The sequence below is a fragment of the Streptomyces silvisoli genome (assembly GCF_029269905.1).
GTDB classification, from domain to species: domain Bacteria; phylum Actinomycetota; class Actinomycetes; order Streptomycetales; family Streptomycetaceae; genus Streptantibioticus_A; species Streptantibioticus_A silvisoli_A.
On sequence record NZ_JARJBC010000017.1, the window covers coordinates 155,712 to 180,661 of the forward strand.

Below are 24,950 nucleotides of genomic sequence, written 5' to 3' on the forward strand. Positions count from 1 at the left end.
TCCCGCATTCCCTCACTCCTTGGCATGGAGGCCAATTCCCGATGCGCTCCACCCGTTTCGTTGCCTCTGCCGCTGTCCTGGGTGCGCTGGCGCTCCCGCTCGTGGCTGCCACGACCGCGAGTGCCGCACCGGCCCAGGCCCCGGCCACTGCACTGTCCAGCCAGTGTGACCGGCTTGGACCGTGGGTGATCGGCACGAAGGCCGTGACCATCCGTTCGAACGCGACCACCAAGTCCACTGCTGTCGGCGTGCTGTACCGGGGGCAGAAGTTCACCGTCCATAAGACGAGCGGCAACTGGCACTACATCACCGACAAGAAGACCGGCGTCACGGGCTGGGTTTCCGGCACCTACGTCTATCGCACCGTCTACACGTGCATCGACATCTAGCCCTGGCGCACCACCTCGCCTTGCGGCGCTGAATTCAGCAGTCCGACGGCCTCATTGGGCGGCCAGCAGGCGGCAACCCCGTGACGGATCCGAACGAGAGGAGATTTGCAGTGCCTGACGGCATCGAGGACGTGATGGGTTTCATCGCCCAGAGAATCGAGGACCGCTTCCAGGTGCCGCTCGCCGACCTGCGTCGGGCGGTGGCTGCGGCGCCGCAGGCCAACCCGGAGGCAACCAGCGTCGTGCACTGGCACGGCCTGCTCGCCGAAGCCCAAGCCGTGTTGGAGAAGGCAGAAGACGCACTCGTTGACGTGCTTCGCACCACGCCGGGCGAACTCGACGACCCGGCCATGGAATTGGCCCATCAGGTCAACGCCGCCGTCGCCGTGCGCGACGGCCGGGCGATGGTCGTCAACTACCTCCTGGACCCCAACGCTCCCGGCAAGCAAGGCCCCGGCGCCTGGCGTGGCGCTTCCCCGGCCGCCCGCCGCGCACCGGCGCTGCCCACCACCGCTCCGGTGCTGCCGAGCACCCAGGCCGTACCGGTGCGAGGGGCGATGCGGTGAGCGTCGCACAGAAACCCACCAGCCGGGACCAGGTGCTGGAGCAAGCCTTCGGCGCCCCTGTCACGGAGCTGTACGCGCAGGCGGTGAGCCCTGCTGCCTACGCGGCACTCCAGCGCGCGCTGGAACTGCGCAGCTTCCTGGCGCTGGCCGAAGAACAGGTGGCCCGGGTACGCGAACGCGTCCACGACGCCACCGCCGCCGACCGCGACATGGGCGAGCTGTCCGCCGACGACCTGCGCATGGACGCGGCCTGGCTGGAGGCGGCTCTGGCCGGCCGCGAGGGATATGCCGTCGCACTCGATGACCTGCTGCGGACCATGCCCCCGGTCAGCGAACACTCCCCGCGGCCCGCGCAGTTCACCCAACCCAAGATCACCGCCACTGCGCCCGCCCCGGCATCCGTGCGTGCCGGAGCGGCGCCGGCCCGACGTCCGTGAAAGCCCCGCCGATTGCCCCAGCCCCACGCCACCGCGCACTCCGCCTCCCAGATCATCGCCCAGCGCATCGAGCAGCTGTACGGGCAGCCGCTCGCCCACCTCGAAGCCCTCGCCGAGACCAACCCCCGTGACAGCATGCTCGCCGCCCTGACCGGCACCCACACCGAGCTGGCACTCGCCGAACGCAACATCGCCTTCCAGAGGGACCGCCTGCGCGAACTCGCCTCCTCCGAGCGTGAGATCGGCCGCTTCGAAGCCGGTCACATCCTCGACTGCGCACGCCGCCTCGCCGACTCCGTCGCCGCCCGCGACGCCTACGCCAAAAGCGTCGGCGCAGTTCTGGGAGGACTGCGACGCATCTCCGGCCCGAACACACACCCCCCGGCTGCGCCCGCACCCGCCACCCCGGCGCCGGCCACCTCCCGTACCCGCTGACCTGCCCGCACCGCTTGAGGAGTCCCTCCCCCTTGGCCACCACCGGTCTGCCCCGCACCACCTTGAACGATCTCTCGCGCGTCACCGAGAGCCTGGAGATGCTCGCCCCGCGCTGGAGCGTGTGGGCGCTGATGACCCTTTCCTCCCAGCCGCTGCGCTACGCGGAGATCAAGTCCCGGCTGCCGTGGCTCCACGACGGCCAGCTCCACCCCAGGCTGCGCCACCTCACCGACGCCGGCGTCGTCGAGCGCACCGAGTACGCCCCGCGTCACGTCACCTACGGCCTCACCCGCCGTGGCGCCGAGTTGATGCCCGTCCTCACCGTGATCGCCACCTGGGGCGATGCCCACCTGGAGAAGGACCTCGTCCGCAACAAGACCACCGGCGAGATGGAGCCCGAGCGCATCCCGGCCGCCGAGAACGTCGAAGACGCGCTCACGCTGATCAGCCCCCGGCACGCCACCCCGATCCTGTGGACCCTCAAGTCCCATGGCGCTGCGACCGCCAAGACACTGGCGGTCGAGGCCATGCCCGGCTACGGACTGACCGCCGTCTACAAGCCGCTGGACCGGCTGGTCGCCGACGGCCTGGTCACGGCCACCGGCACCGGCGATTTCCAGCTGTCCGCCAGTGGCCAGGCCCTCGCCCCCGTCTTCCAGACGGTCTCGGCCTGGGCGGGTGGACGACCGCTCGCCGACGCTGGCGCCCACCCGCTGTGGGGCCAGGGCCCTGCCCCGTCTCAGGCCCGCTCCGCCCCCTGGGCTACCACCCAGACGCGTCTGCCGGCGCCCACGGCCCCCGCCGTGCCGGCCGCCGTCCCGGCGCTGGCGACCACGCCTCCGGCGAGCACCGCGTGGAAGGCCAGCGACCTGTTCTCCCACCAGATACCCGCCCGACCCATCGCTCCGGCAGGAGGCCCGCGTCGATGACCACCCCGGAGATCCTCCACCACCCGCACGCGCGCCGAACGATCACCGCCCTGTCCTCGGCGGGCCTGATCCGGCTCATCAGCGAGATCGACGACAACGGCCCGGTCAGCCGCGGCAGCCTCGGCGGCACGTTCGACGACCTCGCCCGCCACCAGCTGCGCCGCGCACTCGAAGCCGCCCGCGACGTCGGCGTGGTCTGCGCCGACGAAGAAGCCCAGCCGGCCCGCTACCGGCTCACTCGCAGCGGCGAGGACCTTGCCGAGGTGTACGACACCGTCGCCCGTTGGGCCCGCACCCACCAATACCCCAGCCACAGCGGTGATTTCGTCACCCGCGTCCAGAGCACACTTCAGCTCCTGGCCCGCGTGCCGGACACGCATGAGGACCCGGGAGACGATGGTGCGAAGGGCCGACTGGAGGCTTTGAGTGCGGTGTTGGGCCCGAACGCGGCGCGTGCTCTCGACGTCCCGCGGGTGGCACTTGCCGCCTGGTTCCAGGAGCACCCTCACGCCCTGCGCCAGACGCAGACCCGCTCCCACCACGCGGCGGACGAGACGGAGCACGCTGCGTGAGATCCCGCGTCGGACCCCGGCACGCCCGCCGGCCGGTGTCCACCCTGCTGCGCGGCATCTACCTGCCGCGCAGCATGGACGCCGCCGCGTTCGCGATGACGACGTACGGCATCCCGCTGCTGGTGCTGGCCACCACCAACTCCGCGGCCCTGACCGGGGCTGCGTTCGCGCTGGAGTGGATCCCGCGCCTGGGGGCGTTCGCCATCGCCGGGGCCCTGGTCGACCGCCACGGCACCACCACTGTGCTTCGCTACGCCTCGGCGGCGCGAGCCGTGGTCGTCCTGGCCGCAGCCCTCGTCCTGTCGGCGCAGGCAGACGGGATCGGGACGACGGTCACCGTCATGCTGCTCGCCGCGTCCACCGGCGTGCTCACCGAGTTCTCCTACATCGCGGCCGAAACCGCGGGCGGGGTGGCCAGCCGCGAGGCCGGCGACCGCGCTCACCGCGTGCAGTCCGTGCTGCTCGGCATTGACCAGGGGGCGACCCTGGCCGGACCGGCGCTTGCCGCACTGCTGCTCCAGTGGGCCGGGACTGCCGGGATGCTCACCGCGATCGCCGGATTCTCGCTGCTCGCCAGTGCCCTCGCCCCCCGCCGCCACCAGCGGGAGAGGACCGGTGCGGGGGAGTCCGTGCTGCAAGGACTGCGCACCGGCTGGTCGACCCTGAAGTCGCTGCCCGCCCTCGGCTGGCTGGTGACCGGAGTGACCGTCTCGAACCTCGCCGTGGGCCTGCTGCAGGCTGCCGCCCCGGTGATCGTCGTCAGGCAGCTCGGGCACTCCACCGCCGATGTCGGCCTGGTCTGGTCGGCCGCCGCCGTCACCTCCCTCGCGGCGGTCGCCGCATGCCGCCGGGCCATCGACCGCTGGGGCCTGTGGCCGGTCGGCGCCGTCTCAGCCGCGATCGCCGCCTTCGCGTGCCTGGCCGTCTCGCTCACCCACACCTACAGCGTCTATCTCGCGCTGATCGCCGTCCTCATGGCCGGCGAAGGCGGCCTGACCGTCGTGCTGCGCACCCTGCGCTCCCACCTCATCCCTGCCCAGGTGTTCGGCGCCACCTTGTCGCTGACGATCCTGCTGCTCCTGCTGCCCTACCCCGTCGCCGGCGTCCTCGTCGCCGCCGTGCCGCCCGCCCTGCTCGGCCCCGTGATCACCGGATGTGCCGTCCTGCAGGCCCTGGGGCTGTTCACCTCCTTCGCGCGCCTGCGCACCACGCCTGGCCTGCGCGCCTCCTTCGCCTGACCACTCCGGTCGCCCTGCTGCTCACCCACCGCTCGCCCCTTGGAGACTCTGCGATGCCCACGCCCCACGCACTCGCCCACCACAGCGCCTTGCCGGTGGCCCGTCCGTCGTTCCGCGCAGGGTCGAGGCCCGCGCTCACCGACCGTTTCCTGGCTTTCGACGCTGAACACCCCTACGTCTACCGGGCCTTGGAGCGGTTGACGGCCCAGCGGCTGGCGGCCGGGGCGACCCGCGTCGGATTGAAGGCGTTGTTCGAGGACCTGCGCTGGCAGCTTCCCGCGGGCGTGCGCGGCCTGAACAACAACTTCACCGCCCTGTACGCGAGGAAGTTGATCGAGGACCACCCCCACTGGGCCTCCGCTTTCGAGCTGCGCCGCCGCCGCACAGCCTGACCCGGCCGTCGCCGCCTTGAACTCCCTTTCCCTCTCTTACTGTTTGGAGCGCTCTTTTGCCCTCTCGTCCCGTCGTCCTGGTCGTCGCTGCTGCTGATATGGAGGCGCAGGCGTACCGCGGATACTGCCTGGAGAATGTCGCCGCGCACTACGACGTCGTCCTGATCTGCGGTGCCGAGCCGACCTGGGAACGCGAGTTCCTCCTCGACTGGGAGGTCGCCGACCCCACTGATCAAGCGGCGCTGTCGGCGGCAGGCCGCGCACTTGCCGAGCGGCACGAGCTTGCCGGGGTGATGACGTGGACCGAGTGGTATCTCGTCCCCGTCGCGCGCTTGGCCCGCCAGCTCGGCCTGCGCACCACCGCGCCGGAGGCACTCCAGGGCTGCCGCAACAAGAGCACCTCCCGCGTTCTGTTCGCTCGCCACGGCGTGCCCTCCGCAGCCTCCGTGAGCGTGGCAACCAAGGGCGAGGCAGCCGACGCAGCGCAGCGCGTCGGCTACCCGGTCGTCCTCAAGCCCGCCTCGCACGCAGCCAGCATCGGCGTCATCCGCGTCAACGCCCCCGACGAACTGCCCGGCGCGTACGCCTTCGCAGCCCAGGCCGCCGGCCAGGGGGTGGAGAGCACGCGGGTCCTGGTCGAGGAGTACCTCGACGGACCGGAGGTGAGCGTCGAGTGCGTCACCTACCGGGGGCAGACCACCGTGGTCGCCGTCACCCGCAAGACCGTCGGCATGCCACCGTTCTTCGAGGAACTGGCGCACGTGGTCGACGCGAGCGACCCGCTGCTCGCCACCGTGGCCCCGGTCGCCGTCGCGGCCCTGGACGCCCTCGGCGTCTCCGACGGGGTCAGCCACGTAGAGATGCGCCTGGTCGACGGCCGCCCCCACCTGATCGAGGTCAACGCCCGGATCGCCGGCGACATGATCGGCCACCTCGTCCACCTGGCTACCGGCGTGGACCTGGCGCGCGCCGCCGCCGACATCGCCTGCGGCCAGGCCCCCGACCTCACCCCGACCCGCAGCCAGGCAGCGGCGATCCGCCTGATCTACCCCGCCTACTCCGGCACCCTCACCGCCCGCCACGTCGACGCCGAGTTCGCCGCCCGTGCCGACTGGCTGGAGCGCGTCTGCTTCCAGCGCCAGGCCGGCGACCAACTCGTGCTGCCGCCGCAGGGCGACATGTTTAGCGCGCGCATCGGCTTCCTGATCACCACCGGCCCCACCGCCGCCGACGCCCAGGCACGGGCCACCGAGGCGTACCGGCACCTGACCATCCAGCTCACGCCCAGCGTCCCCGCGTAACCGCTGCCCGCTCGACCCACCCCGAGCCTCCCGGCCCGCCGCGCCCGCCTCGTACGCGATGGCCACCCGCTGAATCCGTGCCCCGAACCTGACGGATGTACCCATGACCGACCCCGACACGATCGACGGAGACGTCTACGTCTCCCCGCGCTACCTCGCCGGCAGTACCGCCATCGGCGACCCGGCCCTTGAACCGCTGCTCGCGCTCGGCTGGGAGCTGCACCATGATGACCTCGCCAACGCCTATCTGACAGCCCCCGACCGCAATGTAGGTTCTCATTTGTCGGGTCGTGCTGGGGTGGATTGAGCTGGAGCGTCTGACCACGTTCTCAGCGGCTTGTCGGCGCCGATTCTCACGGAGTTTTCGTTTTCTTCGACATGGTGCTTCTCGCGCCGCAGGCTGTCTCGCGGATGGCTTGGATTTCGGGACGAGCCAGGTCACGTAGGAGTGCTGCCCCGCGACCTGTGAGCTTTATCGGTCTGGCGGCGGTGGCTCGGTGCAGGAGTTGGGTTCCGATGGAGCGCTCGAGCTGGCGGAGCTGGTGGACGAGTGCGGAGGGCTCCACGCCGAGGTGGCGGGCCGCGGCGTGGAGGTTGGGGAACGCGGCGATGGTTTGGAAGCGGGCGAGCCGCTGCCAGCCGGTCGCTTTGCCGTCTACTGCTCGGCGGATGTCGTGTGGGAGGGTGTCGTCCCAGGTGATGAGCCTGCTGGGCAGGCTTCCAGTCCCCGGCGGGCGCGTCGTGATGCCGTAGCGGTGCAGACTGCGTTGAATCGTGGACGTGCCGACGCCCCGCATGTGGGCGATGTCTGCGATGGAACGTTTCCGGACGAGGTACTGATCGGCGAGCCAGTCGACGTCGATAGGGATGGGATCGACGCCGTGCCGCAAGGCGATGCCGGCGTCTTTCGCGCACTGGCTGAGGCGATTGCGGTTGTGGCCGGTCTCGTGAGCGATCCGGCGCAATGGCTTTCGGGCGGAGAGGTATTCGCGTTCGAAAAATTCCCGGGTCGGAGGTGTCCAACTGTCCGGCGGTGAGGAGTGTTTGAGGACTTGACGGATGTGGAAGGCGCTGGTGCCGAGCTCGGTTGCCGCGCTGCGCAGGGGCCTCTGCTCGACGATCACGAGGCGATGGAGTGCGGCGCGGTCGACGTCCTCGGGAGTGCGACCGGGAAGTTGCAGTTGCCCGCAGCATCGGTCGGGTGGGTGCCAGGCGACCGGCTCGTCGATGCCCAGACGTTGGAGCACTGCTGCCGCGTGCTCGGTCAGGGCCTGGTGTTGAGGTGCGGTCAAGGTTGACGTGAACTTCAGGTACTGGCCTCGATCCCGAACGGAACGCAGCGTCAACGGGTGACGGGGGTAGTTCAGATCGTTCCCGGTCAGGAGTTGGTTCACGTATCGCTGGGCGTTGAGGAGTCTGCGGGCCCGGCCCTGTTGTGCGCCGGTCAGGCGGCAGAGTCGTTGCCACTCGGTTGCGGTGATGGCCTCGGCCGGGATCACTTCGCGGCGTCGTTGGTAGTCGATGGGGCTGCCGTGTTCGTCGAGGTAGTCGGCGAGGTGGCAGATCACGGCAAAGATCTGCTGGTGCCCCTGCGCGGCCAGCGCCCGCAGCGAGAAGGTGAGACGCCTGCGCAGGTAGGGGTGGAGATGCGCAGTGATGGCGGCGGTGTTGCGGGTGGGAGCGCCGGGGATCAGTAGGCAGGCGGAGACGGCGGCGCGGAAGCTGTCGACGAGCACGTGTGGGGAGGCCAGCAGCCGGATCGTCCAGTGTGGCCACAACAGTTGCGGGATGTGACGGGCGCGGGCAGCGGACGGGTCGGTGACGGGTGGGGGAAGGGCGGCGCTGGCGACGCACGAGCGTAGCCGGAGCCGGTCGAAGCTGCGGAAGTTCGGGTCCGCGGCGCGCAGGAACCGTGCTTGCGTCTGAGTTGACAGACGGGGCCAGTGCTGCGCGGCCATGCCGCTGGGACAGGCCCATGTTGGTCCGCCGGCGCGGTGGAGCAGGTCGCGGATCCGGGCGATGGCCTGGTGATCACCTGTGTCGAGCAGGGGGCGGGCGTATGTGGTGATCAGGCCGGCCACGGCGGCGTCCAGGGGCCGCAGCCGCCACGGGATGGCGTCGGGATGATGGTGCTGGTGCCATGCTTTTTCGATCACCGGCCCCAGCGCCCGGACCTCGGCGGTGGTCAGCTGGCGCAGCAGCCAGCCCGTGAGGAGGTGAAGGTCCGCAAAGACGCGGGCCGCGGTTTCGAGCGCCGGTGAACCGCCGTGACTCTCGGCGGTGTTCAGCACAGTGTCGATCCATTCTTGGGCGGCCAGCAGGGGATGGCCGCTTGCCAGCGCGGTGGCCGGTGCGTCGGAGAGGGGATGCAGGCAGGTGCGTCCGGCTGTCCATGCGGTGCAGACTCCCGGTGGGCGCAGGCTGGTGCGGCAGGCCGACGCCGTCCGAGGGTAGGCGTGGCAGGCCGGGCAGGTGTCGTTGAGTATCACGCGGTGGCGGGTGCAGGCGAACACCCAGGGCATGCGCCATCGCAGCAGCCACCGGCCGTCGCGTTCGGATAGACATGCGGGGCAGTAGCGGGAGGCCCGTGCGCGTTGTGGACCAAGAGGGAGCGCCGGGTTGAGCACGGCCTGATCCAGGCATCGGTGGGCGAGACCGGCCTGTTGCTCGACGTCGCGCAGCGCCTCGGACGGGATGCTCGTCACCAGAGCGTGGCTGCGCACCTGTCCCCGGTCGGGGAGCGGGAGGTGCAGTGCGGTGGCCATGGCCTGCACCGTCAGGCCGTTGCGGCGGGCGAGGGCTTCCAGCCAGCTGTCCAGGCCCTCGCCGGGCAGCAGCGCAACGCGCAGCGGCAGGATCCTGCGGGGTGTGGCGGTGCTGGTCATGAATGTACCGAGGCTGCGCTGGTGCGTTCTTGGGCCGCGGCCAGATGGCGGCGGGCCTGTTCGGAGGCTTCGTCGATCCGGATGGTGCTCAGCAGGTCGGCGGTGAGGGCCTCGGCCCTGGTGCGGATCGCCTTGAAGCAACCGCGCGTGATCAATGTGATGAAGGAGCCGATGTGGCCGGTGGTGCGCTCGAAGAGATAGTCGGCGAGGTCGGTGAGCATGCCCGGTTGCTGCCGGGCCAGGACGAGTTGGCGCTCAGTGCTTTTGAGAAGACCGAGCCAGGCGCGTCGTGCGCTGCGGCCGTCCAGGTGGAAGGGCGGGACCTCAAGTCGGGTCCATCGGCGGGCGGTCTGCGCGAGGGCGGCATCCTCACCCAGCAGCCCTTCGGCGAAGAAACGGCGCTCGGCGAGGCCGACGCCGATGTAGATGAAGGTGACCGGCAGCTCGTTGGCAAGCCACTTCAAATGGTTGCTGACGGCCAGACCGTCGCGATGGTGGGGATCGATGAAGTGCAGGTCGTCGATGAGCCCGACGCGGGTGTGACACGACAACACGCAATCCAGCGCATGGCTGGCCAGTTGAGCGGCGCTTGCCCGGCCGGTGGCCGGATGTCCGTAGAAGTCGCAGATCATGCGGTTCAAGGTGCGCAAGGTGGTGTTCGAGGTCAGGCCGACCCGGAAGACCGGGATGTGTTCATGACCCTCGCTGGTGACCGGGCCGAGCCGGTGCATCTGCTGGCGGTCGAACGCGCGCGCAAAGGTGTTGGCGATGGTGGTCTTGCCCAGGCCGGGCAGTGCGTCGATGACCGCGGCACCCCTCACCCGGTCGGGATCTTGCCGGTTACTGGCCACGATCTGCTCCAACTCCTCGTGGACAGCGGCCAGCTGCGGCGTCTGCACGGTACCGAAGTTCGCGTGCCAGTCGTGCCGGGCCTCGTCGTACTCCTCCCGCGCTGCCGAGCCCAGGGCGGACAACTGCCGGACCGAGAGGAGTTCCGGGCGCTGACGTGGCAGTGCCTCCACGTACTGGCGCCAGCCCTCCTTGCGGGACAGACTGAAGAACGCCCGGCTCATTCGATGACCTCGAACGCGTCGGCGTAGAAGTCCTCGTCATCAACGTCGTCGAACAACTCCTCGTCCCGGTCGTCGTCACCTGCCACCAGGTCGGCACTGCCGGTTGCGGCGACCGGCACTGCGGAGTCGACCAGGGTGGGCAGGGCGACGCGTTCGGCGGCGATCCGGGCAGCGATGCGCTTCTCACGCCGGTCGGCGACCTCCCCCTGGCTCCAGCGGGCCAGCAGCGCGGCAAGGCCGCGGGCCGGATCCGCCTCGCAGTTGGATCCGGTGGCCAGACGCCGGGCATACTGTGCGGCCTCGGTGCTGAACGGGCCCTCCAGCAAGGGAGCGTGTTCCCACCACAGTCGGTGCCAGGAGGAGTCGGCGGGGTCGTGGAAGTACACGCACCGCACATCATCGGGGTTGACCCGGATCGGCCACTTTCCCGCCAGCGTGCCGCCGTAGGGGCTGGTCGAGCCGCGGTAGGGGTCCAAGGCCGGGCCGTTGTAGCGCAGTCCGTGCACTTCAACGCCGTAGTGCTGGATCGTGCGCGGCACCACCTGCAGGAAGTCGTAGGCCAAGCCCGAGCAGGCAGGGATCCGCAAGACGCCCGCTTTCGCCACCCCGATCGCGAACATCTCGCTCGGGGAGAGCTGCAGCGTGGGCCATTGCGGCACCACCAGCCCGGAGTGCTTGGCGTGGTGGTAGACCTCGCGAATCCATTCGCGGATCAGGTCCTCCAACTCGTGCAGGAAATAGAACGCCTGGTCCTCGATCCGCTCGCCACGGCTGTAGATGTCCGGTCCCTTGTAGGCGGGCAGATGCTGGATCAGGCCCTCGCGCAAGGTCCGGAAAAATCTCTCCACGGTCGGTTTATCCGTCGGCTTGTAAGGCTGGGCAGGCTGCACGGACACTCCCAACCGGGCACAGATGCCGATCACATGCGCAGAAAGGAAGGCCCGCCCGTGGTCGACGACCAGCGTCTCCGGCGGACACACCCCCGCCTCAAGCCCGCCGCTGGTCTCGGTGAACACCAGATGCTGCGGGATGCCGTGGTAGGGCAGCGCGCTGTCCAGCTCCTGCACGGCCGGAGGCGCCATGGTCTGGTAGAGCACCCCGGCGACGTCGACCGCCTTGGTCGACACCGGCGTCAGTCGCAGGCCCAGCACACAGCGGGAGAACAGATCTTGGGCGACGGTCAGTTGCACCGGCAGCCACCGGCCGGTCACCGGCTCCATCGCGTAGACGTCCAGATCCTGCGTATCCAGCACCACGTACTCGCCCGGCCGACTTGCCCGCAGCCGCCCATAGGTCCCGCTCGGCCGGGCCGCGATCGACCGGCGCCCCGCAGCACTGCCCGACACCGCGTTCGTCCCCGCCGTCCACTCTGCCAGCCGCCGAAACGCTGTGGCCTGCGACGGCATCGGCACCACCCCGGGCCCGTGCACCTCCTCCACGCGCCGAGCAGCCTGCTCCAAGACAGCGCGGCGCGTCGGCGTGGAGGCCGTCACCCTCTGGGCCAGCACCCACCGCACGGCCTCCTCCCACCGCGGATCCACCCGCGTCCCCCGGCCGCGCACCGAGCGAGCATCCACCAGCCCCGCCTCACCGCTGGCCTGGTACTCCGCCGCCCACCGCTCCACCGTCCGCGCCGTCACCCCCAACTCCTCGGCCTTCGCGCGATACCGGTCCTTGAGCGACCGGGCCGGATCAAACTGCGGGCGCGGCTCACCTGCGGCAGCACCGGCCCGGTAACCGCTGCGGAAACCGGTCAGCACCTCCCGCACATGCTCCGCCCGCTCCCGCACCGCCGCCAACTGGTCCTGCGGCACCGCGGCCAACACCACCCCCGCATCAGCCCCAGCCCCACCCTCGTCGGCCGGCACATCGGCCAGCGGCCGGGCCCGGGCTGCCAGGTGTCCCACCGACACCGTCGTGAACTGCCCCGTCGCCGAGACCTTCAGCACCGCACGGACCCCGTCGAGCTGGACCACCTCCGCCGCCTGCCCGTCCAGCAGCAAGTCGGCCCCCGGGAACAGCGACAGGACGCGCACCGTCACCCTGCCTCCCCGGCTTGGCGTACTGCCGTTGCCGTTCCCAAAGGGGAGGACAGATCCGCAACCAGACGGCCCGACCACAGCAAGTGCAGCACCACCGGCCGCACCAGCGGCGCAGCATGGGCTCCCGCCAGGACGCGTTCGATCCCGCCGATCGTCTGCTGGTCACCCACGCACTCAAGCACCGCAGGGACGAGTCCTTCATCGATCAGCGACCGGCGGCGGTAGCCGGCCAGGAACCGCACGTTCTCCAAGTACCGCGGGTCTACCCCGGACCAGACCTCGAACCGCCAGCCCCGCTCGGCGCAGAGGCGCCCCGTCCAGGCGAACTGGGCCACCACCAGTGGGTCCTCCAACCGGGAGGAGGCTTTGACATCCACCACCGTCACCGAGCCATCGGCATGCATCAGCAGCACGTCGGGCACGTGGCGACGTACCCGCCCGCCATCCTCGCCCACCAGCTGAAACGGCTGCGCGGCGAAGGCAACCACGCTCCGGTCGAAGTCGGCCAACAGTAGCCGGGCCAGCTCCAGACGGCTCTCGTAAACCACCAACCGCCCCATGCTCGCCGACCAAAACCAGCCCGAGTAATGCCGCCGCCCCCTGTACGAGCGGAACTCCCGCACCGGAAGGCCATCCACCACCTCGCTGACATCGAGCCGGTTCAGCGGCACTTCGGCGAACGCGCCGCCCGAACAGCGATACCGCACCCGCACCCCGCCCGCCCGAGCGCCGCCAGGTCCGTCGGCCTCCGCCATCGCCGCCCCACGCCTCTGGTCCGCAAAGAGACGCCGATCACGTCCCATCCAGATGCTTCCCGGCATACACCCCAATCCATGCCGTACATCTCGAAAAGGACCATCCGATAACGGGAGACCGCAGCGGCCCGGGCGTGGCGGGCTTTGGACAGACTCACAGCCGAAGCTGCTCGTCAGAGACTGTAGGAAGTCGGCCAAGCTTCTGCGCGACACGGTCGCGTAGGAGCAGGTATTCCTTCCGGCGACGCGGCTGCTGCCCGGCGAGACGCTTGATGATCGAAGCGCTGCGGGGGCTCGTGGGTCCGGTCGCGCGGACGCAAGTCGACGAACCGCGACACGCTTGCACGAATATCGGGCAGTCGATGGCGGTCACAGCCGCTGGACGCGCAGCACACCGGTCAGCATCGGGAGGGTGAACTCGCCGTGAGCGGTCTCCGGTCTGCTCGCGAGGAAAGCACGGATCCGGCCGAGCGTGGCCTGTTGTTCCTGTTCCGGCATGACGAGCATCCCCGCGCGCGTCGCGAGTGTCGCGACCAGAGAGTCGGCGGTGCGGCGCTGCCCGTGCGGGAACTCGGCTTGCTCCGGCGAGCCGAACCGGGCGATGCCGATGTTGGGAAGGTGCATGTCTGCCGTTGCGGCGCGCCAGTTGCTGAGCGTGTCACGCGGGCCGATGGCCGCGCTGCCGCTGACCCGCTCGAGTCCGGCAGCCCACTCGACCCGGTTGTCGATGACGTTCCACAGGCCGGCCAGGATGCCGCCGGGGGCAAGGACCCTGGCTATCTCGGGTCCCGCGACGGCCATGTCGAACCAGTGCATGGCATTTCCGGCCAGCACGGCGTCAACGGACGCGTCCGGCAGCGGTAGCGCCTCGGCACTGCCCGGCAGGGCACGGACATCCGGCAATGCTTGGCGCAGCTCGGTCAGCATCGCCGGGTCGGGCTCGACCGCGATAACTTCGGCGCCCAACGCGACCAGCGTGGCGGTCAGCTTGCCGGTTCCCGCGCCGAGGTCGAGCACCCGCAGGCCGGGCGCGGGCTCGACCGCCCACCGCACCGCGGCCTGCGCGTAGTCCGGGCGGTGCTCGGCGTACGCGGCCGCCGCCGCGCCGAACGACGAGCTGTGCAGAAGCCGTTCGTCCTGATCCACACGGTCATCTTATCTACGCCGCGCACGGCAAGCGGGGCGACCGCGATTCGCAGCCGTCGATTCTCAGCAGTTGCGACTTTTCGGGGTAGATGACACCGCGGTGCTGGGCTCAGGGGCCCCTGGCTAAGGCTATTCGCACCGCTTGACACCAGAAGGACGTTCTCTGTTGCCACCTGCGCCTGTTTTCGCGCAGCGGGCGGACCTCAAGTCTTGACGGCCTCTGCGATCTGCAGGGCGGCCTGGGCGGGCGTGAGGTGCGTGGTGTCGACGACCTCGGCCTCGCCGTGTAGCCACGTGCGGGCCGCCTCGGCGTAGGGCTCGAGGTATTGGAGACGGAATGGGGAGTTGGGGCCAACAACAGTGTCACCCGCGATGCGCCCGCGGAGGGTGTCTTGGTCAGCGTGAAGGACGAAGTGCCGTACGGGGATGGCATGTTGGGCGAGGTCCGTGCTGATCTCGCGCCAGTACTGCTCGACCAGGACAGTCATGGGCATCACCAGAGTGCCGCCGGTGTAGTCGAGTACGCGATGGGCGGTCTCGACTACGAGCTGCCGCCACGGTGGCCAGTGCTGGAAGTTGTCCGTCCTGGGCAGCCCGGGCGTGATGTCCATGAGTGTCTCGCCGACCTTCTCGGCGTCGAACACCCGTGAATCCGGGCAGCTGCTGCACGAGTGCACTGGTCGTCGTCTTGCCTGCGCCGTGGGTGCCGTTGAGCCATACGATCACGGTGCCCAACGCTAGCGCTGTGCGGGCCGCGGGAACGGGCACAGCCGAAATCCGGTACAGCTCGGCGTTCTCAGGGCGGTGTCAACCACCAAGATCAGGTGTCACCCATCTCGAAGAGTCGCAGCCATATGTCGCAGGCGACAAGTTGACGATGGACTGCTGAGAAAGCGAAAAATCTAACGCGAACCTACACGCAAGGTCCGCCTCGGGTTCCTGCCCGAAGGAGACGACGACGGGCTGTGGCGTATCAACGCCTACCAGGACCGCTTCGGCCCGCCCGCCTGGGGCGTGAGTTTCAACGACACCTGCCCCACCGAGTTCGTCACCGCGTTCACCACGGCCCTGGCTCAGGCGTACCAGGACGGCCCCGACCACTACCTTGCCCCGCCCGACCCCACGGATCCCGAACTGGCCGCCTTCGCCGCCGTGGCACCACTGATCAACCGTGGCTGGAAGACCCAGCACCCACGATGGGACGTCCTGGAACTGCAGACCCCGGACGGGATGGCCGGTCTGGAATACACCACCGGCCGCCTCGATCCGGAAAAAGAACTCACCACGCTTCAGGCCCGCTGGTACATGTGGGGCGGCCCGAAGAACAGCTACTCCCGCTGGTACGCCACCGCCTCCACCAACACCCCGGTCCCGCTGGTGAAGGCCATCACCCTGAGCGTGTCCGACCCCGCGCCGCTGCCGCGGTGGAAGGACTCCATGCTCCGCTCCCTGCGCGAGCACGCCCAGCTCACCCCCGTCACGCCCCCGCCACCTCCGGTTCCGACACCGCTCGACGTCCAGCGGCTCGCAGCCCGACGGCCGCCTGCGCTCACCGCACGCAGCGTCCCGCGGTGGACCACCACCACGCTCCCGCCCGCCGTCCTTGCCGGACGCAGCGGCCCGCGGCGCTGACCTCCCATCCCCACGAGAAGGTCAAATGTCCTTGCACGTACAGCAGTTCTTCGACGATGTCCTCGCACTGCCCTTCGACGACCACGCGGTCATCGGCAACTCCTACTACGCTGCCCCCCAGTCGGACTCGCCTCTGCGGCTGCGGATCGACTTCGCCCCCACCATCCGGCACGGCGAGTACGACGGGCTGCGCCTGCGGGTCATCCACCCCGACCAGGGTGTCGTCGACCTCGCGATCCTCACCTTCGCCGACCACGGGACCTTCACCCGCCGAGACGCCGCCCGCGGTGTCAAGCCCGGCAGCGACGGATACGCCGTCGTCCGTGACTGGCACAACCAGCGTGCTGGCGAGCGGCTGTGGGAGGGAACCGACGGCACCGGCCTGCGCACCGCAATCGAGCAGTACGCCCGCATGTGGTTCCCCGCCGCGTCGGCACCCGCCTCGGCCCGCCCGGCGGCGGCCCGTCCCGCACTGCCGAAGCCAGCCACAGCACAAGGCAGCGGCACCGCGCCGCGCACCCGCTGACCACCCACCTGCGTCCGGAGTCCCATGTCCCGGCCCCGTTGGCTCCGCTCACGCCAGCGCCCCACAGCACCGGCCGTCCCGCCAACTAGCCCGCCGCCGGCCGCTCCCGCTGACCCGCCTCATCACCTTCGCACCGATGGGAAGTTGTGCCCATCCCACCCAGGAGACCCTCTTCTTGCGCATCCGTTCCATCCGCCGGCTGCCTGCCGCCGTCGCTGTCGCCGCTGCGGTCACCGGCACCCTGTCCTGGGCCCCGGCTGCCTCGGCGCAGAGTCCCGACCCCACGCCCTCCACGTCCACCGCACCGGCACCGCGTATCGCGGCGGAGACCGGTGGCGTTGCCATCCTGAAGAAGGACCCCGCAGGCGAGGTTCTCGCCGGTGCCACGTTCACCCTGCTCGACTCCGCAGGCAAGGAAGTCGGCAGCGGTAAGACCAACGCCGATGGACAGCTGGCCTTCAAGGACTTGGCCCCGGGCGTCTACCGCCTCAAGGAGGTCTCCAGCGGCAGCAAGCTGCTCGACACGGTCGATGACCAGGACGTCATCGTCACGCCCGGCGCCGCCGCACCGATGACGATTATCGACCCCTTCAAGCCCGCCTCGCTCCGGCTGACGGCCAAGGACGACACGAGCGGCAAGCTGCTGGCCGGCTCCACAGTCGACATCGGCAGCGGCGACAAGACCGTCCTCACTTTGACCACCGGTTCCAACGGGTCGGCCACCGCGCAGTTGCCGGTCAACTCTCCTACCGGCACCGACTTCTGGGTCAAGCAGGTCAAGGCACCCGACGGCTACGACCTCTACAAGCCCTCGAAGACCTTCACGGCCAAGCCAGGCGATCCCGTCACCGTGACCGTCTCCAACGCCAAGACCTCCAGCACCACACCGCCCGCCACCCCCACCGAGAAGCCGACCGAAAAGCCGACGGACAAGCCGGCCTCGGACAAGCTGCACGGGGACGAGAGCACCTCGTCCCCGTCCACATCTCCGTCCGACACCCCGGCCGCAGACCAAACCACATCGAGTACCGCAGCGCCTGCACCCCAGGGCACGCTGGCGCACACCGGCGCCGACGCCACACCGTGGCTGCTCGCTGGCGCCGGACTGCTCCTCGCCATCGGCGCAGGCGCCGTCATCGTCGCCCGCCGACGCCGCACCGACGACGGCTCCACCGAGAACTGACGCAACCTGCCCCACCGAGGCCCGGCCCCCGGAATTCGCCCTCGCGATCCGGGGGCTTTGGCATGCCCTGCAGGTCAGCGGCGGGTGACGGTGAAACCGGCGTCGTTGACGGCGGCGGTCCACACGTCGCGGTCGAACCACCTGGTGATGTTCGGCTGCACCTCGGTGATGGAGCGCATCCGGGCTTCCCAGTCGTGCCCGGCCGGGCCGCGGTCGCCGCACCCGGTGCAGCCGTCCTCGCCGTGGATGTGGCCGGCCATCCACGCGTTGACCGCGACGTTGACGATGACTGCGTACAGGTCGCCGCCGGTCTGGGCCAGGGAGTCGGGCACCCCGGCGAGGACCAGGGCGAGTTCGGGGTTGCCGACCGGCGGCATCGGGGCCTGGCCCACGCCCTTCTCATTGCTGCTCTCCTCGTAGGAGGACAGGCTCTGCGCCAGGCGGCCGGCTGTGGCCTTGGCGTCGAAGTACCGCCAGGCGGAGCGCACCTGAATCCCGAGCCGCTCCGCCACGGTGCTGATGTTCTTCTCGATGGTGTCCTCGACGGTCGCCGGCGCGAGGGTCACCCCGAGGTGGGCCAGCTCCGTGAGCGTCTGGGCAACGGCTTCCTTGAATGCCTTCGTGTTCCGCACCTTCGAAGCGTAGGCCCGCTGAAGCGTCCCCTGGACGGCTTCAAACGCTCAGCCTCGCCATCAAGCTCTCACTCGCCGGGTGAAGCACTCAGGCACGCCCGTCTACCGTGTAGGGGCAACGATCTCTCCTTGGAGTACGAGTGACAGCGTCAATGGAGCGGCTCTGCGACTGGGTCGTCAATAAGGACAAGGTCTGGGTCCACGGCGACCGGATCACCGATGGACACGTCGCTCTGGACATGCGCATCACCCCGGGCCTTGACCCCGGCGAGGTCGACCGGGATGGGCAGTGGGTCCTCCGTAAGGCGCAGCCGTCACGCTGGGTCGGTGAGCAGCATCCGGACCTCTCGGACGTTATCCCGGACCAGACCCACGGCGCCGACTGGAGCGAGGCCGCCTGGTCGGCCTGGGCGACGCGCGGCCTGCGCGTCGGCGCGGTGCACGGCGCCGCCGTGGCGGTGGACCACGCCTGGCTGTCTCGCCTTCAGCCCGGCTACCGGATCGAGGGGGCTCCGGGGTGCGGCGTTTTGCGGATCGTGACCGCGGCGCCCGAGCCGGCGCTGCTCTCGGGGGGCGCTGCGCACCGAACGGTGGTCGGTGTCGTGATGCCCATGTCGATCGAGGGTTCGGACGCGGTCGTCGAGGCCATCGTGCGGGACCTGAACACCTGACGGAGGGCGGATCGCGGGTGGGGGCGTTTGTAGGATCTCGCCGCGTCCGACATGTCGATCTTTTGCGACCTGGGCTTTCTTGGTTGTCTCACGGCCGTGTCACCATGATCAGTCTCAAGTCCGTGGCATTTCCTCGTCCGACACCGGGCAGGTCAACGGTCGTCCAGCCCACCACCGCTGTTGGCCCATTCCAGGGCGTTCAGGGGCGCACGTGGATGACGGTCTTGCCCTTGCGCCGTTCGGTCGGGTTGAGCGCAGGGATGGCGTCGTCGAGGGTCGCGACGGTTCCGATGTGCGTGCGAAGGCGCCCGTCCCGCACCCGGTCGACGATCTCCACCAGCTGACTCGGAACGGACTCGACGACGAAGTCGACCGCCAAGCCGTCGGCAGGGCGAGCCTCAACAGGCCCGACCACCGACACCAGCGTCCCGCCAGGCCGGATGATTCTCGCCGAGCGCCTTTGGATGTCAGCGCCGATGACATCGAAGACCACGTCGACCCCGCCGATGTCGTCGAGATCCTCGGTGGAGAGGTCGAGGAACTCGTTCGCGCCGAAGTCGAGCGCCGCCTGGCGGTCCGCCGCCCGACCGGTACCGATGACGTAGGCGCCGAACTCCCGGGCGAGCTGCGTAACCACGGACCCGACTGCGCCGGCGGCGCCGTGTGCGAGGACGCTCTGCCCCGCCCGAAGACGACCGTGCTGGAACAGACCCTGCCACGCGGTCAGGCCGGAGATCGGCAGGCTCGCAGCCACCGTGAAGTCGACGTTCCCCGGCAGCGGCGCTAGGTTGCGTGCCTCCACGGCCGCGTACTCGGCCAGGGTTCCATCGCGGTGCCAGTCCGTGATCCCGAACACCCGCTGTCCCAGCGAGAGCCCCGTCGTGCCGTAGCCGAGGGAGGTGACCACTCCGGCGAACTCGTGGCCGATGATCGCCTGGGCTCGATCGCGACCGGCGCGATCGACCCACGTCGAGGGCCACTCCCACTCCGCGGGGACGAAGCCCGACGCATGGACCTCAACGACGACGTCGTTGATCGCCGGCCTCGGCTCAGGCCGCTCCGCGAGTGTGATCCCGGCTGCTTCCGCGGCCGGATCCGTCGCGACGACTGCCTTCACTGGTACCTCCGTATATCTCGTGCTCGCCGACTCTGGCGCCGCCCAAGCCATGGAGTGGGCTGATTAGCCCACAGAGGAACGGCAACAAGATCCGTCACCACAGACGGACGGACCACTGAAACGCGTCATGTCCAACCGGAGCTCGACGAGCACCACACACCCAGAGCAGCAACACCCACCCACGCGCCAGTCTCACGGCGATGTCGTACACGACATCGGTACGACACGGCTCGTGCGATTACGACATCAGCCGTAAGACCCAACAGCGTTCGTCTTTCGCCAGTTCGCCTGGGGCAGACAGGAAAGATCCCGCAATGACTGGTGGAAGCAGCAGGGGCATGTCAACCTAAACGACCTTCCCCCGAGTACCCCGAGGTCAGAGAGGTGATGCCCGTGACTGTGGATGTAGCTTCACCCGGATTTGCCACGACGGTGGAGGCCCTGCGGCTTCGCTCCTGGAAACTGGGCCCCGGCCAGCCGGGGCAGGTGATCGACCAGTTCACGGATGCTGACTTCAAGCTCGTCGTGGACGACCGGGCGGATGTCCACATCAACTCGCGCGACGGGCGGTTCTATCTCGGCTGGTTCCCGATGGGCCGGCCCGGTGGCGACGGAGAGGGCTGGGTGATCGCTGTCACCGGCGCCGCGAAGGTCCCGGGGTACCGGATGTCCTTCGACACGGAGACGCCAGCGGAGATCATCGCTGCGGCCGTAGCCCAGGTGCTGGCCACCTCTCGGCCCCTGTGACCTGTACGTGACGCATAGCCTTCCCCTGCCGTTGGGCCTCGTGCCCGCCCGTTACCGCTTGGAGAACGCCTTGGAATCGCACCCGCGTGAGATGACCGTCGGAGAACTCGTCGACCGCCTGTCGGCCTGCGACCGCGACGCACCCGCTCGCCTGGCCATCAACCCCTTCTTCCCCATGGCTCACCGCCTGGGCGAAGTGATCGCCACAGTGGACGAGCACGGAGATCCGGTGGTCTTCATCGCCGAGGCCAAGGACGCCGAGCAGCTCGGCAACCTGCCGCCCGACGTCGCCGTCGCCCTCACCTGGCAGGAGCCGACCGAGGCACGCCCGCGCCGCCGACGCGGCGCCGGCGGGCCGAGCGCCAGCCAGTGAACCACCCACGAACCCCAGGGAGGCGCCCCTGAACTCGCACCGCCCCCTCGACCCCTCCCTCCCCGCCTCGCCGGACCCGGTGTACTGGGTCACCCCACGCCACCTGGCCGGTGACGACGACGCTCTCGCCGAGCGGATCGGCGACACCCTGCGCGGGCTTGGCTGGCGCATGTGGCCGACCTCCCGCAACACCCTGCTGTACGTGAGCCCGGACGAGCTGCGCGGCGCCGAGTGGATCCTCGCCAGCTACCCGTTCGAACTCGGCGGACTCCCGGTTGCCTGGCAACTGTCCGCCCGTCCCCACGCCGACGCCGCCATGACGGAGTGGAACGCCTACTTCACCGCCGGCGTCCCGCCCGAGGCGCTCGCCGACCTCCTTCTTGCCCTTGACGCCCGGGAGGCGCCCGACACGGGTTTCGCGGACCACGAGTCGGTGCTCACGGCGCTCAGCGCGCGGGGCTGGCTCCGCGACATGGACCGCCCGCGCACGACCGCCACGGACCCCGGCTTCTCCGGGCACGTCTCCCTGGAGACGCTGCCGCCGCTCATCCACGACGCCGACCCGCGCGATGACCTGCTGGGCTGGCAGGCGTGGGCGGAACCCACCCTGGGCGCCCCCTACCTGTGGTGTGCCAGCTTCAGCGCGAGCGTTCCGCACGACCTGGTCGCCGCCTTCGCCTCCTCGCTGGCCTCACCGGTCCCGGTACCACGGCGCACGCTGCCGGAGAGTTCACACGACCGGCTCACCGTCGTCCGCCGCGGCTGACGCCCCCGCCAGGACACGCACGTCCCGGTCTCCCACGCGCCGTCTCCTGCCTGCGAGCGGGAGACGGCGCACATCGCTGTGCCCACCAGCTTCATGAGCCACCTCACTCGTCCACGTTCAGGAGGTCTGCTTGTCCCTGCCCTTGATCCGCCTCGCCATCGGCCCGACGAACGGCACCGCCCACCACGGCATCCTGCTCGACGCCCAGCCGTTGACCGCGTGCGCCACGCACTCACCCGACCTCGCGCCCATCGCCGAGAACACGGCGCACTCCCCGTGCCAGAGCTGCGCGCGAGCCCGGCTCATCCTCACCACGCCGCCGCACCCCGGCGGCGAGCCGGATGCCCGACCCGCCGCCGGCACGGGCCCGAGCGCCACGGCTCACCGACCGATCCCCGGCCACCTACTGGGCTATTGCGGCAAGCCGCTCGAAGCCCGCCGCTCCTCGGCGCGTCGCGTGTGTGCCAACTGCACCCGCCTGAGCGAGGCCCTCGACCGATTCCGGCAGCGGGCAGGCGACCTCGTCTTGCCCGAGGGCGAGCCGTGCCACGGCGACGACACCCTGCTGTGGGCCCCCAAGGGCCGGGCGAACCTGGTGACCGGGCATCGCCGAAACTCCGTGACCGGCAACGCCTACTGCGAGCGGCAGCTCGCCGGCCCCAACCCCGGAGCCCCCAACGAATGCGCGCCGTGCCGACGCCACTGGGAGGAGGCCGAGGTCGCCCGCCAGACCTACACCCTGCCGCACATGCAGGCGCAGGCCGCCGACTGGGAGAACCGCACGCTCGACGTGTTCGACGACCGCGCCAGCTCGCTCAGGTCCGGCGACGCGTACGCCCTCTCGGGCTGCGCCGATGTGCACTTCGTGGTGGCCGTGGCCGACCGCGGAGGCGAGAGCCACACCGACCTTCTCGTGTACCTTCCCGCCGAGGACCGCATCGCCGATATCCGCGTACGGCGCGACCGTCTGGTCACGGTCCAGCGTCCCGCATCTGCCCCGTCGGTGAAACCATCCGTCTCATAAGCCAATTGCGCACCCTCCGGTGAAATTTCGGTGCCCGGCAGGCGCTTCGGCCTGCCGGGGGGAGTGTCATGAATCAGGTGGTCACCCGCTCAGAAGGGACCCCTGATGGACACGAAGACCGGTCACCTGATCGAGGATGCTGACGGCGTGTCGGTTGCGGTGCAGGGCAAAGGCGTTGACGGTGCCGATGTGGCATCGAAGGAAACCACCCGCAGCCGAGAGGCCGCCCTCGCGCATGGTCTGAGCCCCATGCTGCTGGACGAGCTGGCTGACCTCGCCGCCGACAGGGTCCGCGACGGCAGACTGAGACTGATGGGCGAGGGCGGGCTCCTCGTCGAGCTCACCCGGCACCTGATGCAGGCCGCCGTCGAGGCGGAGATGGACCTGCACCTGGCCGAGGAGGCCGGCCGCACCGGCGGCCGTGGCTCCCGGTCCGGGGGCAACGCCCGAAACGGCTACCGGCCGAGGAAGGTGATAACGGAGGTCGGCACCGTGACGGTGCAGGTTCCCCGGGACCGTCTGGGCACTTTCAACTCCAGCCTGCTGCCCAAGTACGCGCGGCGGACCGGCGGCCTGGAGGAGATGGTCCTCTCGCTCACCGCGAAGGGCCTCACCTCAGGGGAGATCGTCGCGCATCTCGCCGAGACGTACGGAATGGAGACCTCCAAGGAGACGGTCTCCACGATCACCGACAAGGCCCTGGACTCCATGGCGGACTGGCGCACGCGTCCGCTCGATCCGGTCTACCCGGTCCTGTTCGTCGACTGCGTGAACGTGAAGATCAGAGATGGTGCGGTGGCGAACCGTCCGATCTATGTCGTGCTCGCGGTCACCTGCGACGGCCACCGGGAGATCTTGGGACTGTGGGCCGGGGACGGCGGCGAGGGCGCCAAGTACTGGCAGAACGTTCTGGCCGAGCTGCAAAACCGCGGGGTGCGCGACGTGCTGATGCTCGTCTGCGACGGATTGAAGGGCCTGCCGGAGGCGGTCAACACCGTCTTCCCTCAGACCGTGGTCCAGCTCTGCATTGTTCACCTCATTCGCACAACTCTGCGATACATCTCGCGCCAGGACTGGGATGCCGCCGCCCGCGACCTCAAGCCCGTCTACACCGCGGCCAACGAGGACGAGGCCCTCGCCCGGCTCGCCGAGTTCAGCGAGAAATGGGAGGCCAAGTATCCAGCCGCGGTCCGGGCATGGGAGCGATCGTGGAGCGAGGTGGTGCCCTTCCTCGGCTTCCCGTCACCGATCCGGAAGATCGTCTCGACAACGAACGCGATCGAGAGCCTGAACGCGCGCTACCGGCGCTCGGTCAACGCCTGCGGGCACTTTCCCAACGAGACCGCTGCCCTCAAGCGGCTCTACCTCACCACGCTCGCCCTGGACCCCACCGGGCGCGGACGCAAGCGGTGGACCAGCCGCTGGATGGAGGCGATGAACGCGTTCGACATCGCCTTCGACGGCCGACTCTCGGCCGGACGAGCGTAGGCCGATCAGATCAACGAGAAATCACTACTCCAACCGAGCGGTGAACACCGCATTCGTGATACTCCCCTGCCGGGCACCTCGCGCATGCGGTCGTGCCGTCGACGCAATGCGCAGCCGCCGATGGGGCCAACCGACGGAATGCGCTGGCCTGCTGGAACGCAGCCGCCGACAGGTGGCGATCCCGCGCAGAGGTGTGGAGATTCCCCGTAAACCGCAGTACACCGACGTCGTCGGTATGGGTGATCACCAGCCGGTTCCCAGATCGGGAACCGGCTGGTGGCGAAGACATCGAGCGCGATGAGGAAGACCGCGAAGGGAACTGGAGCGCTCGAAGCGCCCACCGATCCGCCTCGCGGAGTCCAAGACCGTCGAACCGTCAACCGCCTGCGTGAGCCCCACTAGTTGGGCGGGGATTTGGCGTACATTCCCGGCCTCGGAGGAGTTGTTCCTCGTGCTGGAGCACGCGGACAGGGTTGTCCTCGGCCGACTCGACGGCCGGGTGCCCTAGCCTCGGCGTTTCGGTTGGAGTGAGGGTGGCCATAGTGTCGTGAATGCGAAAGTGCCTTCTTACCAGGGACGATGAACCTTGCTGAGGGGTTCTGTCGGTCCAGTTGGAAGGCACTTTCTACGT

25 protein-coding genes and 3 pseudogenes are annotated in these 24,950 nt (G+C 69.5%); 20 read left to right on the forward strand and 8 right to left on the reverse strand.

The genetic code is table 11. From position 1 onward, the window contains the following. Positions 1 to 41: 41 nt before the first annotated feature. The 10 genes and pseudogenes from P3G67_RS25005 to P3G67_RS25050 form a co-directional block, all read left to right on the forward strand. Positions 42 to 389 (forward strand): SH3 domain-containing protein, encoded by a 348-nt coding sequence (locus P3G67_RS25005; RefSeq protein ID WP_276095493.1) that lies wholly within the window; start codon positions 42 to 44, stop codon positions 387 to 389. A 110-nt stretch (positions 390 to 499) separates the two neighbouring features. Beyond that, on the forward strand, positions 500 to 955 hold the full coding sequence (locus tag P3G67_RS25010; RefSeq protein ID WP_276095494.1) for a hypothetical protein: 456 nt from the start codon (positions 500 to 502) through the stop codon (positions 953 to 955). Continuing rightward, positions 952 to 1,392, forward strand: a complete 441-nt coding sequence (locus P3G67_RS25015; RefSeq protein ID WP_276095495.1) for a hypothetical protein — start codon at positions 952 to 954, stop codon at positions 1,390 to 1,392. Before P3G67_RS25010 ends, P3G67_RS25015 begins: the two co-directional genes overlap by 4 nt. A gap of 12 nt (positions 1,393 to 1,404) precedes the next feature. Continuing rightward, positions 1,405 to 1,827, forward strand: coding sequence for a hypothetical protein (locus tag P3G67_RS25020; protein WP_276095496.1), 423 nt, complete (start codon positions 1,405 to 1,407; stop codon positions 1,825 to 1,827). Between the two features lie 32 nt (positions 1,828 to 1,859). After that, entirely contained in the window at positions 1,860 to 2,756 is an 897-nt protein-coding gene (locus tag P3G67_RS25025; RefSeq protein ID WP_276095497.1) for a winged helix-turn-helix transcriptional regulator, read from the forward strand. Further along, complete coding sequence (locus P3G67_RS25030; protein ID WP_276095498.1) at positions 2,753 to 3,328, forward strand: hypothetical protein; 576 nt, start codon at positions 2,753 to 2,755, stop codon at positions 3,326 to 3,328. Before P3G67_RS25025 ends, P3G67_RS25030 begins: the two co-directional genes overlap by 4 nt. Next, positions 3,325 to 4,566 carry an MFS transporter gene (locus P3G67_RS25035; protein WP_276095499.1) on the forward strand — a complete coding sequence of 414 codons (1,242 nt, stop codon included), beginning with the start codon at positions 3,325 to 3,327 and terminating at the stop codon, positions 4,564 to 4,566. The genes P3G67_RS25030 and P3G67_RS25035 overlap by 4 nt, the downstream gene beginning before the upstream one ends. Positions 4,567 to 4,619: 53 nt before the next feature. Continuing rightward, positions 4,620 to 4,958, forward strand: a complete 339-nt coding sequence (locus P3G67_RS25040; RefSeq protein WP_276095500.1) for a hypothetical protein — start codon at positions 4,620 to 4,622, stop codon at positions 4,956 to 4,958. A 98-nt stretch (positions 4,959 to 5,056) separates the two neighbouring features. Further along, complete coding sequence (locus P3G67_RS25045) at positions 5,057 to 6,259, forward strand: ATP-grasp domain-containing protein (RefSeq protein WP_276095523.1); 1,203 nt, start codon at positions 5,057 to 5,059, stop codon at positions 6,257 to 6,259. A 103-nt stretch (positions 6,260 to 6,362) separates the two neighbouring features. Beyond that, positions 6,363 to 6,530: pseudogene (locus tag P3G67_RS25050) on the forward strand (DUF317 domain-containing protein); the annotation flags it as partial. A gap of 82 nt (positions 6,531 to 6,612) precedes the next feature. On the opposite strand, the gene P3G67_RS25055 reads toward P3G67_RS25050, so the two are convergent. The 6 genes and pseudogenes from P3G67_RS25055 to P3G67_RS25080 all read right to left on the reverse strand — a co-directional run bounded on the left by P3G67_RS25055 (position 6,613) and on the right by P3G67_RS25080 (position 14,886). Next, entirely contained in the window at positions 6,613 to 9,144 is a 2,532-nt protein-coding gene (locus tag P3G67_RS25055) for a TniQ family protein (RefSeq protein WP_276095524.1), read from the reverse strand. Then, entirely contained in the window at positions 9,141 to 10,217 is a 1,077-nt protein-coding gene (locus P3G67_RS25060) for an AAA family ATPase (protein ID WP_276095501.1), read from the reverse strand. The genes P3G67_RS25055 and P3G67_RS25060 overlap by 4 nt, the downstream gene beginning before the upstream one ends. Beyond that, positions 10,214 to 12,259, reverse strand: a complete 2,046-nt coding sequence (locus P3G67_RS25065; protein WP_276095502.1) for a Mu transposase C-terminal domain-containing protein — start codon at positions 12,257 to 12,259, stop codon at positions 10,214 to 10,216. The genes P3G67_RS25060 and P3G67_RS25065 overlap by 4 nt, the downstream gene beginning before the upstream one ends. Further along, a complete protein-coding gene (locus P3G67_RS25070; RefSeq protein WP_276095503.1) occupies positions 12,256 to 13,014 on the reverse strand; it encodes a TnsA-like heteromeric transposase endonuclease subunit in 759 nt (252 codons plus the stop codon). Before P3G67_RS25070 ends, P3G67_RS25065 begins: the two co-directional genes overlap by 4 nt. Before the next feature lie 369 nt (positions 13,015 to 13,383). Continuing rightward, positions 13,384 to 14,160 carry a class I SAM-dependent methyltransferase gene (locus tag P3G67_RS25075; RefSeq protein ID WP_276095504.1) on the reverse strand — a complete coding sequence of 259 codons (777 nt, stop codon included), beginning with the start codon at positions 14,158 to 14,160 and terminating at the stop codon, positions 13,384 to 13,386. Positions 14,161 to 14,363: 203 nt separating this feature from the next. Next, a pseudogene (locus P3G67_RS25080) lies at positions 14,364 to 14,886 on the reverse strand (AAA family ATPase). 198 nt (positions 14,887 to 15,084) lie between these two features. Between P3G67_RS25080 and P3G67_RS35865 the strand changes: the two are divergent. The 4 genes and pseudogenes from P3G67_RS35865 to P3G67_RS25095 form a co-directional block, all read left to right on the forward strand. After that, a pseudogene (locus tag P3G67_RS35865) lies at positions 15,085 to 15,228 on the forward strand (DUF317 domain-containing protein); the annotation flags it as partial. Continuing rightward, the gene (locus P3G67_RS35870) at positions 15,229 to 15,792 is read left to right on the forward strand and encodes a DUF317 domain-containing protein (protein WP_391858338.1); all 564 of its coding nucleotides are present in this window, start codon (positions 15,229 to 15,231) and stop codon (positions 15,790 to 15,792) included. A gap of 25 nt (positions 15,793 to 15,817) precedes the next feature. Further along, on the forward strand, positions 15,818 to 16,318 hold the full coding sequence (locus tag P3G67_RS25090; protein ID WP_276095505.1) for a hypothetical protein: 501 nt from the start codon (positions 15,818 to 15,820) through the stop codon (positions 16,316 to 16,318). A 175-nt stretch (positions 16,319 to 16,493) separates the two neighbouring features. After that, positions 16,494 to 17,501, forward strand: coding sequence for an MSCRAMM family protein (locus P3G67_RS25095; protein ID WP_276095506.1), 1,008 nt, complete (start codon positions 16,494 to 16,496; stop codon positions 17,499 to 17,501). A gap of 74 nt (positions 17,502 to 17,575) precedes the next feature. Here P3G67_RS25095 and P3G67_RS25100 read toward each other — a convergent pair whose 3' ends face one another. Further along, positions 17,576 to 18,133, reverse strand: coding sequence for a hypothetical protein (locus tag P3G67_RS25100; RefSeq protein WP_276095507.1), 558 nt, complete (start codon positions 18,131 to 18,133; stop codon positions 17,576 to 17,578). Between the two features lie 152 nt (positions 18,134 to 18,285). On the opposite strand from P3G67_RS25100, the gene P3G67_RS25105 reads away from it, so the two are divergent. Beyond that, a complete protein-coding gene (locus tag P3G67_RS25105; RefSeq protein ID WP_276095508.1) occupies positions 18,286 to 18,804 on the forward strand; it encodes a hypothetical protein in 519 nt (172 codons plus the stop codon). Between the two features lie 199 nt (positions 18,805 to 19,003). Here the strand turns inward: P3G67_RS25105 and P3G67_RS25110 are convergent, their stop codons facing one another. After that, positions 19,004 to 19,921 (reverse strand): NADP-dependent oxidoreductase, encoded by a 918-nt coding sequence (locus P3G67_RS25110; protein WP_276095509.1) that lies wholly within the window; start codon positions 19,919 to 19,921, stop codon positions 19,004 to 19,006. Between the two features lie 393 nt (positions 19,922 to 20,314). Here P3G67_RS25110 and P3G67_RS25115 point away from each other — a divergent pair, with 393 nt between their 5' ends. The 5 genes from P3G67_RS25115 (at position 20,315) to P3G67_RS25135 (ending at position 24,319) form a co-directional block, all read left to right on the forward strand. Next, the gene (locus tag P3G67_RS25115) at positions 20,315 to 20,668 is read left to right on the forward strand and encodes a DUF317 domain-containing protein (RefSeq protein ID WP_276095510.1); all 354 of its coding nucleotides are present in this window, start codon (positions 20,315 to 20,317) and stop codon (positions 20,666 to 20,668) included. A 91-nt stretch (positions 20,669 to 20,759) separates the two neighbouring features. Further along, positions 20,760 to 21,041 (forward strand): hypothetical protein, encoded by a 282-nt coding sequence (locus tag P3G67_RS25120; RefSeq protein ID WP_276095525.1) that lies wholly within the window; start codon positions 20,760 to 20,762, stop codon positions 21,039 to 21,041. A gap of 79 nt (positions 21,042 to 21,120) precedes the next feature. Further along, entirely contained in the window at positions 21,121 to 21,807 is a 687-nt protein-coding gene (locus P3G67_RS25125; protein WP_276095511.1) for a DUF317 domain-containing protein, read from the forward strand. A gap of 130 nt (positions 21,808 to 21,937) precedes the next feature. Next, entirely contained in the window at positions 21,938 to 22,831 is an 894-nt protein-coding gene (locus P3G67_RS25130) for a hypothetical protein (protein WP_276095512.1), read from the forward strand. A gap of 249 nt (positions 22,832 to 23,080) precedes the next feature. Further along, positions 23,081 to 24,319, forward strand: a complete 1,239-nt coding sequence (locus P3G67_RS25135) for an IS256 family transposase (protein WP_276095526.1) — start codon at positions 23,081 to 23,083, stop codon at positions 24,317 to 24,319. Positions 24,320 to 24,950 lie beyond the last annotated feature (631 nt).